The organism is Kitasatospora herbaricolor (genome assembly GCF_030813695.1).
In the GTDB taxonomy this organism is placed as follows: domain Bacteria; phylum Actinomycetota; class Actinomycetes; order Streptomycetales; family Streptomycetaceae; genus Kitasatospora; species Kitasatospora herbaricolor.
This window is the reverse complement of the sequence record NZ_JAUSVA010000002.1, coordinates 566,694-583,072: the sequence shown is the minus strand read 5'-3', so window position 1 is coordinate 583,072 and position 16,379 is coordinate 566,694. Positions and strand designations below refer to the sequence as shown.

At 75.3% G+C, this 16,379-nt stretch carries 15 protein-coding genes; 8 read left to right on the top strand and 7 right to left on the bottom strand.

The window, feature by feature from the left end:
- Positions 1 to 174: 174 nt before the first annotated feature.
- From J2S46_RS03010 to J2S46_RS03000, 3 genes are all read left to right on the top strand, one after another.
- Positions 175 to 1,476, top strand: a complete 1,302-nt coding sequence (locus J2S46_RS03010; protein WP_191291382.1) for a phthiocerol/phthiodiolone dimycocerosyl transferase family protein — start codon at positions 175 to 177, stop codon at positions 1,474 to 1,476.
- Between the two features lie 13 nt (positions 1,477 to 1,489).
- Positions 1,490 to 2,104: an RNA polymerase sigma factor gene (locus J2S46_RS03005; protein ID WP_191291383.1), complete on the top strand. Its 615-nt coding sequence runs from the start codon at positions 1,490 to 1,492 to the stop codon at positions 2,102 to 2,104.
- A 513-nt stretch (positions 2,105 to 2,617) separates the two neighbouring features.
- Positions 2,618 to 2,854, top strand: a complete 237-nt coding sequence (locus J2S46_RS03000; RefSeq protein WP_191291384.1) for a hypothetical protein — start codon at positions 2,618 to 2,620, stop codon at positions 2,852 to 2,854.
- 577 nt (positions 2,855 to 3,431) lie between these two features.
- On the opposite strand, the gene pdxR is transcribed toward J2S46_RS03000, so the two are convergent.
- Positions 3,432 to 4,802, bottom strand: coding sequence for a MocR-like pyridoxine biosynthesis transcription factor PdxR (pdxR, locus tag J2S46_RS02995; protein WP_191291385.1), 1,371 nt, complete (start codon positions 4,800 to 4,802; stop codon positions 3,432 to 3,434).
- A gap of 68 nt (positions 4,803 to 4,870) precedes the next feature.
- Here pdxR and J2S46_RS02990 point away from each other — a divergent pair, with 68 nt between their 5' ends.
- Positions 4,871 to 5,785 carry a DMT family transporter gene (locus tag J2S46_RS02990; RefSeq protein ID WP_191291386.1) on the top strand — a complete coding sequence of 305 codons (915 nt, stop codon included), beginning with the start codon at positions 4,871 to 4,873 and terminating at the stop codon, positions 5,783 to 5,785.
- Positions 5,786 to 5,939: 154 nt separating this feature from the next.
- On the opposite strand, the gene J2S46_RS02985 is transcribed toward J2S46_RS02990, so the two are convergent.
- A complete protein-coding gene (locus J2S46_RS02985; protein ID WP_191291387.1) occupies positions 5,940 to 6,155 on the bottom strand; it encodes a hypothetical protein in 216 nt (71 codons plus the stop codon).
- A 753-nt stretch (positions 6,156 to 6,908) separates the two neighbouring features.
- Here J2S46_RS02985 and J2S46_RS02980 point away from each other — a divergent pair.
- Positions 6,909 to 7,523 carry a TetR family transcriptional regulator gene (locus tag J2S46_RS02980; RefSeq protein ID WP_191291388.1) on the top strand — a complete coding sequence of 205 codons (615 nt, stop codon included), beginning with the start codon at positions 6,909 to 6,911 and terminating at the stop codon, positions 7,521 to 7,523.
- On the opposite strand, the gene J2S46_RS02975 is transcribed toward J2S46_RS02980, so the two are convergent.
- From J2S46_RS02975 to J2S46_RS02955, 5 genes are all read right to left on the bottom strand, one after another.
- The gene (locus J2S46_RS02975; protein WP_191291389.1) at positions 7,420 to 7,851 is read right to left on the bottom strand and encodes an SRPBCC family protein; all 432 of its coding nucleotides are present in this window, start codon (positions 7,849 to 7,851) and stop codon (positions 7,420 to 7,422) included. The genes J2S46_RS02980 and J2S46_RS02975 overlap by 104 nt on opposite strands.
- Positions 7,852 to 7,984: 133 nt before the next feature.
- Positions 7,985 to 8,608, bottom strand: a complete 624-nt coding sequence (gene sigK / locus J2S46_RS02970; protein ID WP_268255703.1) for an ECF RNA polymerase sigma factor SigK — start codon at positions 8,606 to 8,608, stop codon at positions 7,985 to 7,987.
- 167 nt (positions 8,609 to 8,775) lie between these two features.
- A complete protein-coding gene (locus J2S46_RS02965) occupies positions 8,776 to 9,147 on the bottom strand; it encodes a hypothetical protein (RefSeq protein ID WP_191291391.1) in 372 nt (123 codons plus the stop codon).
- Positions 9,148 to 9,353: 206 nt separating this feature from the next.
- Positions 9,354 to 9,971: an AMIN-like domain-containing (lipo)protein gene (locus J2S46_RS02960; RefSeq protein WP_191291392.1), complete on the bottom strand. Its 618-nt coding sequence runs from the start codon at positions 9,969 to 9,971 to the stop codon at positions 9,354 to 9,356.
- Between the two features lie 216 nt (positions 9,972 to 10,187).
- Positions 10,188 to 10,808 (bottom strand): CGNR zinc finger domain-containing protein, encoded by a 621-nt coding sequence (locus tag J2S46_RS02955; RefSeq protein ID WP_191291393.1) that lies wholly within the window; start codon positions 10,806 to 10,808, stop codon positions 10,188 to 10,190.
- Positions 10,809 to 10,897: 89 nt separating this feature from the next.
- On the opposite strand from J2S46_RS02955, the gene J2S46_RS02950 reads away from it, so the two are divergent.
- From J2S46_RS02950 to J2S46_RS02940, 3 genes are all read left to right on the top strand, one after another.
- Positions 10,898 to 11,713 carry an MBL fold metallo-hydrolase gene (locus tag J2S46_RS02950; RefSeq protein WP_191291394.1) on the top strand — a complete coding sequence of 272 codons (816 nt, stop codon included), beginning with the start codon at positions 10,898 to 10,900 and terminating at the stop codon, positions 11,711 to 11,713.
- A gap of 386 nt (positions 11,714 to 12,099) precedes the next feature.
- Positions 12,100 to 15,432, top strand: coding sequence for an N-acetylmuramoyl-L-alanine amidase (locus J2S46_RS02945; RefSeq protein WP_307348534.1), 3,333 nt, complete (start codon positions 12,100 to 12,102; stop codon positions 15,430 to 15,432).
- Positions 15,433 to 15,704: 272 nt separating this feature from the next.
- Positions 15,705 to 16,379 carry a WXG100 family type VII secretion target gene (locus tag J2S46_RS02940; RefSeq protein WP_191291396.1) on the top strand — a complete coding sequence of 225 codons (675 nt, stop codon included), beginning with the start codon at positions 15,705 to 15,707 and terminating at the stop codon, positions 16,377 to 16,379.

The window sequence follows — 16,379 nt, the reverse complement described above, 5'->3', positions numbered from 1 at the left end:
CTGTTCCGCCCGCCTCCGGGCGCCCACCGACGACGGACGCCCCGAGATTCCGAACGGCCGCAGTTCCGAATGGCCGCAGTTCCGAACGGCCGCAGTTGGGAACCGCCGCAGTTCCGTACGACCCAGTCCCGTACGACCCACCGACCGGCGAAGACGATGAAAGGCCAGTGGAGAATGCACCGCAAGTTGTCCCCGGCGGAGACGCTGTACGTCAGCGCCTCACGGAGCAGGGCCGTGCTCACCTGCCAGATCCGCGGTGACGTCGACGAGAAGCTGCTGACGGCGGCCTTCGACGTGAAGGTCGCCCGGCACCCCTCGCTGCGCAGCCGGGTCGGACTGGTCGACGGCGCCCCCGCCCTCGTGCCGTTGGCGGGCGAGGCACCGGCCCTGCTGGTCCGGCAGGCCGGTCCGAGCGCCTTCGCCGAGGAGATGAACACCCCGCTTTCGGCGGACGGTCCGCTGGTCCGCGCCGTCCTGCTCCGGGGGAGCGGCGAGCACACCTTCGTCCTGAGCGTGGACCACACCGTCACGGACGGCCACAGCGCGCTCGCCCTGCACGACGCACTCTGGCGGACCTATGCCGAACTCGCGGACGGCGCCGAACCGCCTGACGCGCGGCAGGAGCGCTGGCCGGACGCCGCCACGGACCTCCTCCCGCCCTGCTCGGCAGCGGAGATCGCGGAGCACCTCGCCCGCCGCGTCGAACAGTCGAAGCGCGGTCCGATCGCCTTCCTGCCGTACGAAGCGGCGGTCGCGGGCGCCGGGCCGGGCGGCGACGGGACGGGGCAACGGGTCCAGGTGCAACGCGTGCTTCTCGAATCCGAGGCCACCGCGCGCCTGGTCCGCTACGCACGGGCCGCCGGCCTCTCGGTGCACGGCCTGGTGAGCGGCGCCCTGCTGGTGGCCCTGCGACGCCGGATCGGCGGCCTGCCCGGACCGCGGGCCCTGGGGTGCCTGTCGCCCGTCGACCTGCGCGGCCGGGTGAACCCACCGATCGGCCGCGAGGTGATGATTCCGGCCGTCACGGGGTTCCTGGACATCCTGGAGGTGCGCGCCGACGACGACCCGTTGGAACTCGGACGCGAGGTCCTCGCCCACCTGCGCACGGCCATCGAGCGGGGCGACTTCGTCCCGGAGACCCACATCCTGCCCGAGGTGATCGGAAACCCGGCCCTCCTGGCCACCAGCCTCATCGTGACCAACCTCGGCAGCGTGCCGGGCCCGCCGGCCCCACCAGGGCTGGAACTCACCGGAATGCGCCTGATCCCCGTCCGGGAGCAGTACTACCCGCAGGCCGGGCAGGGGCCGCTGATGGCCTGCGTGACCTCCTTCGACGGCCGACTCGCCATCGAACTCCCTTACAGCACGGAGTGTTTCGGACACGGGCAGATCGCCGGGATCCGCGCGGACGTGGAGGCGGCCCTGCTCGCCTTCACGGACCGCCACGGCGACGACGACGCGGCGACGGTGGGGTAGCAGCGTGCCTACGATGACACCGGCCCTCCGCCCCGACGGCACTCGCGCCCGCGCCGTCGAACGCAGTCACCCGGCCGCAGTGCCGAAGGAGCGCGGCCGGGCCGCGAGCGCCCCGCACGAGCGAGACGTCGCGGCGCTGCTGTCGCGGGCCAAGGCCGGTGACCACCGGGCGGTCAACGACCTGCTGCTGCACGTCGCGTCCTTCGTCACGCAGCTCTGCGTCCCGATCGCCCGGGAACACAGCGCGGACGCCGCACAGGACGCGATGCTCGCGATCTTCCGCGGCGTCCAGGGGTTGCGTGACCCGACCGCCTTCTACGGCTGGGTCCGCGCGGTGACCGTACGGGAAGCGGTTCGCACCTCCAACCGGCTGAAGCAGACGGGAACCCCGACGGACGTCCTTCCCGACCTCGTCCAGGACGCCAACCCCTTGGTCGCTGTGCACATCTCCGACGTGATGGAGCGTCTGCCCGACCACCACCGCCAGATCCTCACCCTGCGTGCCGTCTACGGCCTGAGCGAACAAGAGATGGCGGCAACCCTCGGCCTGCCGGTCGGCACCGTACGCTCCCGCCTGCACCGCGCCCGCCGCAGCTTCGACACCGCGTGGCACCGGTGTTCCGCCTGACGCCCGCCTGGTTCCGCCTGACGCCCGCCCGCCGACCTTCTCGTCACGGCTCTCCCGCAGTTCGCCCCCAGGACCGGGATCGCCTTCGCGTTCGCTAAAACTCCCGGGGCGGGACGTCGGACCGCCGTTCCTGGACTGTCGGACGGGTGCCAGGAGGGGGCCCGACGCCCGCTCCGGTCCGGGGCCGCAGCAGGCCGGACCGGCGGCCGGGGGTCGGCATCGCTTGAGTCCCTGTCGGTCCACGGCCGGTGGAGGAGTTCGACGTCGAACTCTTCGAACGCCTGCACCCGCGTCCTGAAGCCTGCGCCGCCTTCGGACGCGGCCGCGTCCGCGGTCCCCGGGTCCCGGTATCCGCCCGGCCCGGACCCCTCCACGGGAGACGCCGGACAGCCCCCGGCCCGATCTCGGGGCCCTTGTCCGGCGGGCCGCGTCGGACGGCCGGTTTCCGGCCGGTCGGCCGATCGCCGACCCTCCTGGCGCGAGCACCTCCCGGGACGCGGGAGAATGGGTGCCATGACCGATGACCACACCGCAGCCGACGTGCCGGCCGACGCGCCCAGGACCGCCGTCGAGCGCCGGCAACAGCTCCTGGAGACCATCCGCCGGGACGGCGGCGCCTTCGACTGGCGCCGCGCCCGGGAGACCTACCGGGTGTACCCCGATCCTCGCCTGGTCCGCCGCGATCTTGAGCAACTGCGCAAGGCCGGCTTGCTGGTGCGCCTGGACACGGGTGAGTACCAGGCCGGTTAGGCCCCGCAGACGCCGGGTGGGCACCGCGTCACCGAGTGGGGACCGGCCGGCCGGAAGTCCGCCGACCGGCGGTGCAGTGAGAGACGTCGGAGTGAGGCCGCCGCCGCGCTCGCCCTCGGGGGCGGCCGCGGCGGCGGTCCTGTACCCGTACCCGGCGCCTGCCGGAGGCTGCCTGCCCGGCCGCCGCCGGGTGGCTCGCCCGTCCGCGAGGGCGCCCCGGCGCATGCCGCTCCGGGGTGACCGGCCGTCAGGAGGACGGCGGTCGAGCGGCGGGGGCCGGGAGCTGCCGAGTCGGCTGCCGGACGACGAGGGTGCTGTGCGACGAGGGTGCAGGTGCGGGCGCGGTCCGGAGGGTGACGAGGTCGAGGGCCTCGGCGTCCCGGCTGCCGGGCGGACCGCTGCACAGGATCAGTCAGAGGCCGTCGTCCTCGGTGAGCCGGGCGGTCTCCGGGTCGTCCGGGAGGCGCCCTTCGGCCTCTCCCGGTGCCCGGCCGAGATCGAGCGGGCCTGCTCCCGACGGGGGCGCGGTGCGTGAGGCGGACGGGCACCAGCGCCGCCACGGGTGAACCAGGTGCCGTCAGGAGCCGGTGACGGCCTCGGCCAGCAACCGGGCGGCCCGGGTGAGCCGGTGCGGGGGCAGTGCGCCGTAGCCCAGGGCGAGGGCGGGCGGGCCGGGCCGCAGACGCATGGGGGCGACCGCCTCCACCCGGACGCCGGCCGAGGCGGCCCGCGCCACCGTCAGGTCCTCCGCCGTCCCAGGCGGCAGTGCGAGGTAGAGGTGCAGGCCGGCCGCGACGCCGTGCACGCCGGCCGCGGGCAGGTGCTCCCGCAGGCCGTCCAGCAGCGCGTCGCGGCGCCGGTGGTACTGGGCCCGGACGGTGCGCAGGTGCCGGTGGTAGCCGCCCCCGGAGAGCAGCTCCGCGAAGGCCAGCTGTTCGATCACGCCGGTGCCGAGGTCGGCGTAGTGCTTGGCGTGGTGGAAGTCGGGGGCGAGCGCCGGGGGGAGGAGCGCCCAGCCGAGCCGCAGGCCGGGCGCGAGCGACTTGCTGAGCGAGCCGAGGTGGATCACCAGGTCCGGGGCGAGGCCCTGCAGGCAGCCGACCGGTTCGCGGTCGTAGCGGAACTCGGCGTCGTAGTCGTCCTCCACCACGTACCCGCCGGTCTCCTTGGCCCAGGTGAGGAGTTCGCCCCGGCGTGCCGGGGCCAGCACCACGCCGGTCGGATACTGGTGCGCGGGGGTGACCAGGGCCACGGTGGCACCGGTGGCGGCGAGCGCGGACACGTCGAGGCCCTCCTCGTCCACCGGGACGCCGACCGGCTCCACCCCGTGCGCCCGCAGCAGGGACAGGGTGCCGGGCGAGCAGGGGTCCTCCACGGCGAACCGGTGGTGGCCGTGCAGGGCCAGTACCGCGATCAGCAGGGAGAGTCCCTGGGCGACGCCGCCGACCACCGTCACCTCGCCGGGGCCGGCCGCCGCCGCCCGGGCCCGGGCCAGGTGACCGGCCAATTCCGCCCGAAGGCGGGGAAGCCCGACCGGATCGCCGTACCCGAACCGCCGGTGTTCGGCGGAGGCCAGCGCCCGCCGGGTGGCGGCCAGCCAGGCGGCGCGGGGGAACGCCGCGAGATCGGGGGTGCCCGGCTTGAGGTCGTACGCCGGCGGCGTCTCGACGGCGGCGGGCGGTGCGGCGGGCGCGGGCCGGGCGATCCCGGGGGCGACCCGGGTGCCCGACCCGTGGGCGGCGACCAGGTACCCCTCCGCCACCAGCTGGGCGTAGGCCTCGACCACCACGCCACGCGAGACCCCGAGCTGGCCGGCCAGCGCCCTGGTGGCCGGGACCTTCGAGCCGGCCGTGAGGCGACCGGCCCGGACGGCCTCCCGCAGCGCCCGGGTCAGCTGGCCGGTCAGGTCGCCGAGCGCGGCGTCGACCGTGATGAGCAGCTCCGACAAGTGGTCCTCCTCGACGCATCCGAAGTGGATCTGTCCAGCGGACCACTTCCGCTTCTAGCGTGCCAGACATGCCACTCTCCGACAGCGCCTCCGGCGCCCTGCGCGCCGCCACGGCCATGACCGTGCTGGGGAGCTCCACCAGCGCCACCGCCGCCCTCGCCGACTACCCGCTGCACGGAGCACAGACCCTGCGCTACCTGCTCGCCGCCGCCGTCCTGCTGCCGCTCGCCCGGCGCGGCGGCCCGCTGCGGCCCGCCCTGGGCCGCGCCGAACTCATCAGGCTGGCCCTGCTCGCGGCCACCGGCCTGTTCGCCTTCAACGTGCTGATGGTCCAGGCGCTGCGCCACAGCGACCCGGCCGCCGTCGGCAGCGTGATCGGCTGCACCCCGCTGCTGCTCGCCGTCCTCGGTCCGCTGCTGGCCCGGCGCCGACCGCAGGCCCGGCTGCTGGGAGCGGCCGCCGTGGTGGTGGCCGGGGCCGCCGTCACCCAGGGCGCCGGGCCGGGAGACCTGCCGGGATTCCTGTACGCGCTGGGCACCCTGGCCTGCGAGGCCGCGTTCTCCCTGCTGGCCGTCGGCCTGCTGCCACGACTGGGACCGGTCCGGGTCTCGGCGTACACCACGGCGCTCGCGGTGCCGATGTTCGGGCTCACCGGCCTGCTGCTGGACGGCGGCCGGATGTTCCGGATGCCGACCTCCGGCGAGGGGGCGGGCCTGCTGTACCTGTCGCTGGTCCTGACCGTGCTGGCCTTCCTGCTCTGGTACGGGGCCCTCGGCCGGCTCGGGCCGGAGCGGGCCGGGCTGTTCGCCGGGCTCGTCCCGGTGACCGCCGCCCTGTCCGGAGCGGTGCTCGGCACGGCCCCGCTGCGGCCGGCCGAGCTGCTGGGCAGCGTCCTGGTCGGGCTCGGGGTCTGCGCCGGCCTCGCGGTGGTGGAGGCGCCGGAGCGGGCCCGGCCGGCGCAGGCGGTACCGGCCGGGCGTTGAGCGCGCCCGGCCGCCGGCCGGCCGGGCCCGTGGCGGGCGGCCGGGCGGTCCGGGCGGTCGGGGTCCGGGCGTCGGTGGCCGAGCGCCGGTGCCCGGGCGTCGGTGGCCGAGCGCCGGTGCCCGAGCGTCGGTGACCCGGGTCGGTGATCCGTGGTCAGTGACCGAGGAGTCCGGCGAGGTCGGTGCCCAGGTTTGCGATCTTGGTGAGGTCCCCGACGTCGGTCACGGCCAGCACGGGGATGCTGTAGGTGTGCTCCTGGCGGGATGGCGCGACGGTGTCCGCCGGGGCCGCGGTCGCCGCGGAGGCGGCGGTGAGTGCGGCCGCGAGGAGCAGGGCGCCGGCGACGGCGGTACGGGCGGCGGTGCGCATGGGGCCTCCGGGGGTAGGGTCTGCCGGCCTTGCTCAACTGCCGGTGTCGCGCGAGGTCACGGGTGCTGCGGGGAAGCCGCCCGGATGGCTGCGCGGACCGCCGCCCGGAGGCCCGCCGGCCCGAGCGCTCGCCCGCCCCTATCGCTGCCGGTGTGACGGGTCGTCCGGCGCGGGTGAGCGGGAGCGGCCGGACCGGACGAGTGCCCGTGCGGACAGCCGCCGGTGCGGCAACTCCGCGGTCCGGCCCGGGGCCCGCACGGGCGCCGGCCGGGCGCCGGTCACGCCCGCAGCGAGCGCCGGGGCCGGGCCGCGTGCTCGGCGGGCGTGCCGTCGAGCACGTGTGCGGTTGCGGGCGGCCGGGTCGAGGACGACCGTCGCCAGACTCGCCCAGCGGCGGCCCGTCGGGCCGGTCAGGTCGGGTACGCAGGTCACCGGCGGCTCCCCGGGGCCGGTCCCCGGGGCCGGTCACAAGCCGCAGGACCAGGTCCTCCGCCCGCTCGACCGGGCGCCGCGCGATCCGGTCACGGAGGAAGGCGTAGCGCTCACCGGAGTCGGGTTGGTACAGCCAGGTCTTCTCACCGCGGGCCGGGACGGCGGACAGGAAGTGGTTGGTGCGCAGGTGGGTACCGTCGGCCGCTTTCGGGCACCTCGAAGACCCCCACCGGACTGAGGTCAGCAGGACGGCGCTTCGTTCGTCGAAGAGCATGAAGGACCCGGACGAGGTGACGGGGCCTCGCGCAGGATCTCCCGCGCGTGCTCGGTGCTCCCCGCCTCCTCCAGGAGGCGTTCGCGCTCGCCGTCACCCGCGAACGCGAGGCCCTGCTGCCGGCGTCCGGGGCTCCGCTGCCGCCGCTGCGCCGGCCGAGCCGGCTCCTGAACAACTTCGGCGGCGAGGAATTCGTGGGCCTCGGCAGGCTCTGGCTCAACGCCCGCCACCTCTCCCGCTACCGTCCGAACCTGCGGCAGGTCGTCGCCGAGCAGGAGGCGCTCACGTGCGACGCCCTGCCCACGGTGATCGAGGACGGCGTGCGGTGCGGCGACTTCACCACCTCGGACGCCCCCGGGGCGTGCGTGGTCATCCCCGTCGCGATCGACGGGCTCGGCGCCTACGCGAACGAGGAGCAGCCGCTCACCCACCCCGCGCTCGACACCCTCGTGTTCACCACGGCGGAGCGCGAACTGGGACTCGCACCGGGCGCCTTGCGGGACGGCGATCGACCCGGGGGTACCCCGGGTCGGCGGGCCGAGCGCCCGCGTACGGGCGTCAGCCGGCGGCGAGCACCCGGGGGAGCCGTTCGGCCACCTCGTCCGCGAGCCGTTCGAACGCCGGGCGCAGGAACGGACCTGCCACCCGTGCGAGGCCCTTGAACCGCAGCTGCGCACGGTAGAGGACGACGGTCCGCCCGCCGCGGGCCCGGACGCCGATGTCGTCGGTCGCCGTCACGGTGCGATTCTCGCCGACGAAGACCAGGCGGTCGGCCTCGTACCGGTCGAGGCGGTAGTCGAGGCGGGTGCGGCGCCCCCGGAAGACGGACACGTTCAGCCAGCGGGACCCCTCCCGCACCGGGCCGTCGTCCAGCCGGGTGCAGCTCTCGGTGCCCGGGTCCCAGGTGACCGTGTTGCCGAAGTCGGCGAGGTACCTCAGGACCTCCCCGGCGGGCCGGTCGACGGTGATGCTGCGTTCGACGGTGATCATCGGTACTCCCTCCGGGCGCGGTGGCGCCCCGCGGACTGTCCGCCGTGGGCAGGTTCGGAGCCGGACGTCGTTCGGACGGGCCTGGCCGGACCGGGTCGTGCCGGGCCGGCCGGCCCGGCGGTCCTGTGCGTGCTCAGGACTCCACGGCCAACTGGTCGCGCAGGCGGATCAGGCCGTCCCTGATCCGGGTCTTGACCGTGCCGAGCGGGGTGCCCAGGAGCGCCGCGATCTGGGCCTGGGTGCAGCCGCCGTAGTAGGCGAGGGTCAGCGACTCCCGCTGCCCCTTGGTCAGCGACCCGAGCAGCCGCCGCACGTGCTCCTGGTCGAGCCGGAGCTCCACCTGCTCGGCGACCTCGTCGAACACCGGCGCGTACGAGCGGACGGCGTCCAGCCAGTCCCGGTCGTAGGCGGCCTGGGCGGCCCGGACCCGGTCGACGGCCCGGCGGTGGGCGATGGTGAGGGCCCAGGAGAGGACCGTGCCCCGGTCCGGGCGGTAGCGGCCGGCCGAACGCCACAGCTCCAGCATCACCTCCTGCGCCACCTCCTCGGACTGCGCCGGATCCCGCAGCACCCGCCCCGCCACGCCGAGCACCGGGCCGGCCAGCCGGTCGTAGAGCTGGTCGAAGGCCGCCTCGTCGCCCCGGGCGACCAGCGCCACGAGCGCACGCAGGTCCGCACCGCGGTCGGGCCGTGCGGTGACGGTCGGGCCGTGGTGCGTGGTCTCCCGCGCGGGGGAGTTCTGCAGCGTTGCGTTCACAGGGCCACCGTCACGCAGGCGCAGGTGCCGGGGCCAGTTGCAGCGTTCCTGCATCGTCTGGTCGAGGGTGGTCGGTCGGATGCCGCACTCCGGCCGCCGGGGCCGTCACGCGAGCGGTCGCCGCCCCCTCGGGCACCGCGTCCTGCGGCCCCGGTGCCGCCGCCCGGTCAGGCGGGCGGCGGGGCGTCCGGCCAGCGGGCGGACGGTTCGCCCGGGGCGACGGTGGCGCCGGTGAGGTCCACCGCGGCACCGTGCCGATGGCGCCGGGCGGCCTCGGTGCCCGCCTCGGCCGCCGCCGCGGCGAGCGCCTCCTCGGCGGTCGCGGCGCAGACCGTGAAGTGCTGGATGCCGCGCCGGCCCTCGTCGCCGACCGTGCTGAGGGTGACGCCCCAGCGGCGGTGCGGCAGGTCGAACCGTGGCCAGGGCTGCACGGCGGGTTCGCAGGGCGGCGGCGTGGCCCCCGGCTCCCAGGTGGTCGCCGGCAGGCAGCCCCGCGCCGCGGGGTCGTCGGCGAAGGGGATCGGCGGTTTGGCGATCACGGGCGGCATTCCTTTCGAGGGGGCGGGCGTCGGGGTGGGACGCCCGCGGCTGTCCTGAGGAGTGGTGGTCCGCTGCCCGCCCGGTCGGCGCGGGTGCGGTCGCGGTCGGGCGGTCGGCCCGGGCGATCCTGCTGGTGGGGAGGTCCGGTGAGGGTGGAAGCGACCAGGTCGGTGCCGGCCGGCCGGGCTGCCGGCCGGCCGTCGGTTCAGCGGGCGGGTGCCGCGGTCCAGCTGTGTGCCACGTCGATCACCAGCCGGTTGTCGAGCTGGTGGACCCGGAAGGGCAGCCGGGCCCGGACGCCGAGACCGATCTGGGTCTGGCCTTCGAAGCTGGCGCCGAAGCGGGCGTCGACGAAGGTCCGGTAGCCGGCCAGGTTGACGCCGGGCAGCGGCTGGCCGCCCCGGCCCGGGTAGGTGGGCGCGCCGGTCGCGGGGTCGTAGGACGGCGCGTTGACCACGATCTCGATGATCGCGCCGCCGCGCACCGGCAGCGCCCGGCCCGATCCGTCCTGGTGGAGGGTGGTGACGTAGCGGACGTGGTAGCCGGCCGGCGCACCGGTCGAGGTGCCGGGTACGTCCAGGACCAGCCGGTCGTAGCAGGGGTGCGCGCCTGTGCGGATGTTCCGCAGCGGCTGCGAGTTGACGGAGGAGAGGTCCTTCGGCAGGCTCCCCCAGCCCACCGGGCAGAGTTCCGGGGCCGGCGCGGCCGCGGCCACCGTGCGGGTGGCGGGGGCGGCCGGTTCGGTGGCGCCGGCGAGGGTGACCGGGACCGCGACCGTCGCGGCGAGAGCGAGTGCACCCGGGATGATGAACCAACGTCGCATGGCTGCCTCCTTGGGCAGTGCGTGAGTCTCTCACCCTAGGAGACGGCGGTACCGGAACGCACGGTTCCACTCCGGTGCCGCCGGTTCTTTCTGCTTCCGTCCGTCCCCGTGCGGGCGCCCCGGCCGGTACGGGCGGCTTCTGCCTCGGGGTCACCTGGGCGGCGGTCGTCCCGGCGCCGGTCGGGGCCCCGACGGCCGGGCCGGCGGGAGGCGGCGTCAGGAGTTCTCGGCGGCGCGGGTGCGGGCGTAGTGGCGGGCGGCCCGGACCCGGTCGCCGCAGCGCTGCGAGCACCACTGTCGGGCGCCGTGGGTGCGCAGGAAGTACCGGATGCAGTCGCCGGCGGCGCAGGCCGCGATCGCCTCCGCCTGCGGGCCGCTGAGGAGTTCGGCGGCGTCGCTGGCGAGCCGGGTGAGCGCGGCGTCCAGCGGAGTGCCGCCGGCCGGCCGTGACTCCAGCCGAGGGCCCTCCCCGGCGGCGTCCCAGTGCAGCCGGCCGGTGAAGGGGGCCGCCGCGAGCGCACCGTTCAGTTCGGCCAGCGCCGTTCGGTCCGGGGCCTCGCCGGCCAGTCGTGCCGTGAACAGGTCGCGTACGCACTCGCGCAGCGTGCGCAGCCGCCCGGTCTCGGCGGCGGTGAGGCCGCTGCGGCGGGCCGGCAGCAGGCCGGTGGTCACCAGCCAGTCGAGGGCCGCGGGCGGGTCGGCCAGGTCGTCGAAGGCGCCGGTGGGGCGGAGGGTCCGGGTGTTGACCAGGGCCAGTGCGGGGTGCTGGTCGGCGCCGGGTGCGGCGGGCAGCGGCTGCGGGGCGGCGTCGCCGGGCCCGGTGTGCGGGGTAGTCACATATCTCACGGTACCTCTTGCCGTTCTCCGTGAGGAGGACTAGCGTCATTCTCACGCCAAACGGCAAACTATTCCGTGAGAGGCTCCTGATGCCCAGCTCCGTGCCGCCCGCCTCCGTGCTGTCCGTCCACGCCGTCGGCGGCCCCACCGCCGTCATCGAGTACGGCGGCCTGCGCCTGCTGACCGACCCCACCTTCGACGAGCCCGGTGACTACGTCCCCGAGCGCGGCCTGATCCTCAGCAAGCTGGCCCCGGCCGGGCTCGCGGCCGACCAGGTCGGCCCGGTCGACGCGGTGCTGCTCTCGCACGACCAGCACGCCGACAACCTCGACACCGGCGGCCGGCTCGCGCTGGCGAAGGCCCCGCTCACCGTCACCACCCCGGCCTCCGCCGCCCGACTCGGCGGCACCGCCCGAGGCCTCGCCCCCTGGGAGTCCCTGGAGCTGGCCCGGCCGGCCGGCGGCCCGGTCGTCGTCACCGCCGTACCGGCGCGGCACGGCCCCGAGGGCTGCGAGCCCGTCACCGGCGACGTCACCGGGTTCGTCCTGACCGGCCCCGGCCTGCCCACCGTGTACGTCAGCGGCGACAACGCCTCGATGGGCAACGTCCGGGAGATCGCCCACCGGGCCGGCCCGGTGGACACCGCGCTGCTCTTCGCCGGCGCCGTCCGCACCCGCCTCTTCGGTGGCGCCCTGCTGACGCTCGACAGCGCCCAGGCCGCCGAGGCCACGGCCGTGCTCGGCGCCCGCCGGGTCGTGCCCCTGCACTTCAACTCGTGGATGCACTTCACCGAGGGCGCGGCCCACCTGCGGGTCGCCTTCGAGGCGGCCGGCCTGGCCGACCGCCTGGTGCTGCTCGCGCCGGGGGAGTCCGCAGTCGTCGGTCCGTCCGCGCACCAGGCCTGACGGACCGTCGGCCGGGTGGCGGCGGGGCACCGCGGCCGTCGGCGGCGGGCCGTCCCCGCGGCCCGGCACCCCTGGGCCCCGGTGGCTCGGTGTGCCGAGCCACCGGCCGGCCCGCCCTCGCGGCCGGGGGCGCAGGGGAGGCGAACTCCGGCCGCACCGGGCGGGTTTGCCGGCCGGCCCCGGTCGACCGTTCGGGTGCCCAGGACCGGTACCAGCGCGAGTGCGGACCCCTCCGGAAGGGGCTGCCGGGCCGGGTGCTAGCGTCGCGGGACACCTGGACGGTTGGGCGCACGGGGGTGGCCCGCACCTGAGAGCACACCCCGGACTGCCCGCCCTCGCACCCGGCACCGTGCCGGCCCCGGACACCGGAAGGTCTGCAGACTCCGTTGACGAACCTCAGTGCCCCACCCGACGGCGCCCCGCTCCCGACACACCGCCGCAAGCGGCGACTGCGCATACCGATGGTGGTCGGCGCGGCCGTGGTCGCCTCCGCCACCACCTTCGCGCTGCTCGCCGACGCGGGCACCACCAAGGCCGCGGTGACCGGCCCGGACTCGCTGCAACGCGGATTCGCCGACGCCGCCGGTGAGTTCCACGTGCCACAGAGCGTGCTGCTCGCGCTCTCGTACCAGCAGACCCGCTGGGAGTCGCACGGCGGCGAGCCCAGCACCACGGGCAACTACAACGTGATGGGGCTCACCCAGGTCGACCTCGCGGAGGTGGCCAAGGCGATCAAGTCGGGCCCCGGCCCTGAGGCGGACGGCCGGGGCGACGGAGCCCCGGTCCGCAAGGACCCGCCGCCGGTCGAGGTCAAGGACAGCCCCGCGCTGCACACCCTGGACAAGGCCGCCAAGCTGATCGGCCGGCCCGCCGGCCAGCTGAAGTCGGACCCGGCGCAGAGCGTGCGCGGGGCCGCGGCCCTGCTGGCCAAGTACCAGAAGGACGCCGGACGACCCGCCTCCGAGGACCCGGCCGCCTGGTACGACGCGGTGGCCCGGTTCAGCGAGTCCACCGACAGCGCAGGCGGCAAGGCCTTCGCCGACCGGGTCTTCGACACCGTCAAGATCGGCGCCCGCCGCACCACGGCCGACGGCCAGCTGGTCGTCCTGGCGCCCGCGCCGGCCGTGCCGGCCGGCACCGACGTGGCGCTCACCCCGCGCGCCAGCGCCGACGGCCAGGGCACCGCCCCGGCACCGGCCACCGGGCCGGGCGGCGCACCGGCCCCCTCGGCGCCGTCCGCCGCCAGGTCCACGCCCGCCGCGCCGAAGAGCCCGGCCCGGGCCACCGGCAGCCCCGCCTCGCGGAGCGCCGCCGTGAGCCGCAGCGCGCTCGGCGCCGTGGAGGGGGCGGCCGACGCCACCCCGGAGTGCCCCGCCGCCCTGGGCTGCGACTACCGCCCGGCCGCCTACGCGCTGACCAACGCCGCCGACCCGACCTCGTACGGCAACTACAGCGTGGGCAACCGCCCCGCCGACGGGGACGCGATCCAGTACATCGTGATCCACGACACCGAGGGCGGATTCGACGGGTCGGTCGCGACCTTCCAGAACCCGACCACGCAGGCCAGCGCGCACTACATCGTGCGGTCCTCGGACGGGCACGTGAGCCAGCTGGTGAACACCAAGGACGTCGCCTGGCACGCGGGCAACAAGAGCGTCAACATGCACAGCATCGGCGTCGAGCACGAGGGCTACGCCTTCCCGACCACCAAGCCCACCTGGTACTCGGAGCAGCTCTACCAGTCCTCGGCCACCCTGGTCCGCTACCTGGCCGACCGCTTCGGCGTGCCGCTGGACCGGCAGCACATCATCGGGCACGACGACGTGCCGGGGCCCACCGAGGCCCTGATCTCCGGCATGCACTGGGACCCGGGGACGTTCTGGGACTGGAACCACTACATGGACCTGCTCGGTGCGCCGGTCCAGGCCAACACCGGCGGCCCGCTGCTGGCCGGCGGCAAGGTGACCATCGCGCCGGCCTTCGACGCGAGCAACACCCCGCCGGTCGACGGCACCGCGGCCCGGCCGCAGAACTTCGTCTACCTGCGCACCCAGCCCGCGGCCGACGCGCCGCTGGTGAACGGCGGCACCACCCAGGCCGCCGACGTCCGCGCCAAGGCGGTGGCCGGCACCAGCTTCGTGGTCGCCGAGCAGCAGGGCGACTGGACGGCCGTCTGGTACGGCGGCAAGAAGGCCTGGTTCGCCAACCCCGGCGGCCGCGCCGGCACGGCCGACAACCGCACCGGGCAGACCGTGCTGACCCCGCGCCAGGGCCTCGCCTCGGTGCCGGTCTACGGCCGGTTCTACCCCGAACTGTCCAAGTACCCGGCCGGGATCGACACCTCGAACCTGACCCCGGCCCCGTACACCAGCGTCACGGTGCCGGCCGGGCAGTCCTACCTGGCGCTCGGTCCGGAGCCGGTCAAGGGCGACTACTACTACACCCAGAACATCAACGGCGACGCGCCGAACGACCGGACCCTGGTCGTCGGCGAGGACACCTACTACCCGATCCGCTACAACCACCGGCTGGCCTACCTCAAGGCGAGCGACGTCGAGGTGCGCAGCGCCGTGACGCCGCCGCCGAGCGGCTACACGCCCGCCGGTCCGACCCGGCTGCTGGACACCCGTGACGGTACGGGTGGCCGGTCGGGCAAGGTGGGCGGCGGCCAGTCGGTCGTGCTGCAGGTCGCCGGTGCTCCGCTCGGCGGCGGCAAGTCGGTGCCGGCCGATGTGACGGCGGTGGTGCTGAACGTGACGGCGACCGACCCGACCGCGCCGAGCTACGTCGCGGTGTACCCGGACGGGCAGCCGCGCTCCTCGGCGTCGAACCTCAACTTCACGGCGGGGCAGACGATTCCGAACCTGGTCGTGGTCCCGGTGATCAACGGCAAGGTCGACCTGTACAACAACTACGGTGACGTCCACCTGATCGCCGACGTCACCGGCTACTACTCGCCGAACGGCACCTCGAAGCTCTCCACCGCCGGCCCGGCCCGGCTGCTGGACACCCGTGACGGTACGGGTGGCCGGTCGGGCAAGGTGGGCGGCGGCCAGTCGGTCGTGCTGCAGGTCGCCGGTGCTCCGCTCGGCGGCGGCAAGTCGGTGCCGGCCGATGTGACGGCGGTGGTGCTGAACGTGACGGCGACCGACCCGACCGCGCCGAGCTTCGTCGCGGTGTACCCGGACGGGCAGCCGCGCTCCTCGGCGTCGAACCTCAACTTCACGGCGGGGCAGACGATTCCGAACCTGGTCGTGGTCCCGGTGATCAACGGCAAGGTCGACCTGTACAACAACTACGGTGACGTCCACCTGATCGCCGACATCAGCAGCTACTACACCACCGGCGGCGGCTCGTCCTTCGTCAGTGCGGGCCCGACCCGGCTGCTGGACACCCGCAACGGCACCGGGGCTCGGGCCGGCAAGCTCCAGGGCGGCCAGTCGCTGGCCCTCCAGGTGACCGGTCGCTCCGGCGTCCCGGCCAACGTCACGGCGGTGGTGCTGAACGTGACGGCGACCGACCCGACCGCGCCGAGCTTCGTCGCGGTGTACCCGGACGGGCAGCCGCGCTCCTCGGCGTCGAACCTCAACTTCACGGCGGGGCAGACGATTCCGAACCTGGTCGTGGTCCCGGTGATCAACGGCAAGGTCGACCTGTACAACAACTACGGTGACGTCCACCTGATCGCGGACGTGGCCGGGTACTACACGGCGGGCTGACCCACCGCCACCACCGGCCGGGGCCGGCTCCTGGGGACCACCCAGGGGCCGGCCCCGCGCCGACTCCGGTGTTCCCACCGGTCGTCAACAGGCCCACGGAGCACCGTTCGCCCCCGGACGGCGGCCGCCACTCCGCCGTCGGCCCGCCCCGCGGGCGGTCGCCACCGTCCCCACCGGGTAACACCTTCGCCACCCGGCTGGATCGGAGCGTCATGTACTCGCTACGGTGGCCCGCGAACGTACCGCACACATCCGCACTCACGGGGGCAACATTGGTAAGGGCACCAGAACCGGGCGGCTCGGGGTTCCGCGTCCAGCCCGGCGAACTGGACGGGGCCGGGAAGACCGCCAAGGCGACGGCGGAGCTGATCCCGGGGGAGACCAAGGGCGTGCTCGGCGCCTCCGACAAGGCCGAGGCCGGACTCAAGGGCTGGACCACCGGCGCCGAACTCAACTCCTGCACCGATTCGTGGCGGGCCCTGCTCGACTCGCTCTCCGCGGAGATGGACCGGCAGGGTGAGAACCTCGTCAAGACCGCGAAGAACTACCGCGACTCCGACGAGAAGGCCCACGGCGACATCAGTGGCATCGGCACGGGCAGCGGCGGGCCGGAGTTCGCCGCCGGCGGCGGTGGCGGTGGCGCCGGGGACAAGCTGTCCACGATGTCCGCCTTCGCGGACAACGGCATGGCCCGGGGCGGCGCCGAGACCGGCTCCACCCGGCCCACCCTGGGCGAACCGCCGTGGGCTCACCCCTTCCCGTCCCCCAGGGACGGGGACGTGCCGTGGCAGCGGCCGCCGATCACCGGCGACCCGGATCCCGGCTTCCACGCCCCGCCCGGCATCGGCGCGTCGTCGACCGAGCTGCCCGTCCCGGGCCCGGCCGAGCGAGCCCGCATCGACGCCGAGCGCTTCGGTCCGAACGCCAAGTCCCCGCAAGGAATCTGA

Excerpts from the sequence above, each read along its gene's own strand:
- J2S46_RS03000 (WP_191291384.1), top strand. The coding sequence starts at position 2,618 with ATGACCGATGACCACACCGCAGCCGACGTGCCGGCCGACGCGCCCAGG.
- J2S46_RS02985 (WP_191291387.1), bottom strand. The coding sequence starts at position 6,155 with ATGCGCACCGCCGCCCGTACCGCCGTCGCCGGCGCCCTGCTCCTCGCG.
- J2S46_RS02975 (WP_191291389.1), bottom strand. The coding sequence starts at position 7,851 with ATGATCACCGTCGAACGCAGCATCACCGTCGACCGGCCCGCCGGGGAG.
- J2S46_RS02960 (WP_191291392.1), bottom strand. The coding sequence starts at position 9,971 with ATGCGACGTTGGTTCATCATCCCGGGTGCACTCGCTCTCGCCGCGACG.
- J2S46_RS03010 (WP_191291382.1), top strand. The coding sequence starts at position 175 with ATGCACCGCAAGTTGTCCCCGGCGGAGACGCTGTACGTCAGCGCCTCA.
- J2S46_RS02950 (WP_191291394.1), top strand. The coding sequence starts at position 10,898 with ATGCCCAGCTCCGTGCCGCCCGCCTCCGTGCTGTCCGTCCACGCCGTC.
- J2S46_RS03005 (WP_191291383.1), top strand. The coding sequence starts at position 1,490 with ATGACACCGGCCCTCCGCCCCGACGGCACTCGCGCCCGCGCCGTCGAA.
- J2S46_RS02990 (WP_191291386.1), top strand. The coding sequence starts at position 4,871 with ATGCCACTCTCCGACAGCGCCTCCGGCGCCCTGCGCGCCGCCACGGCC.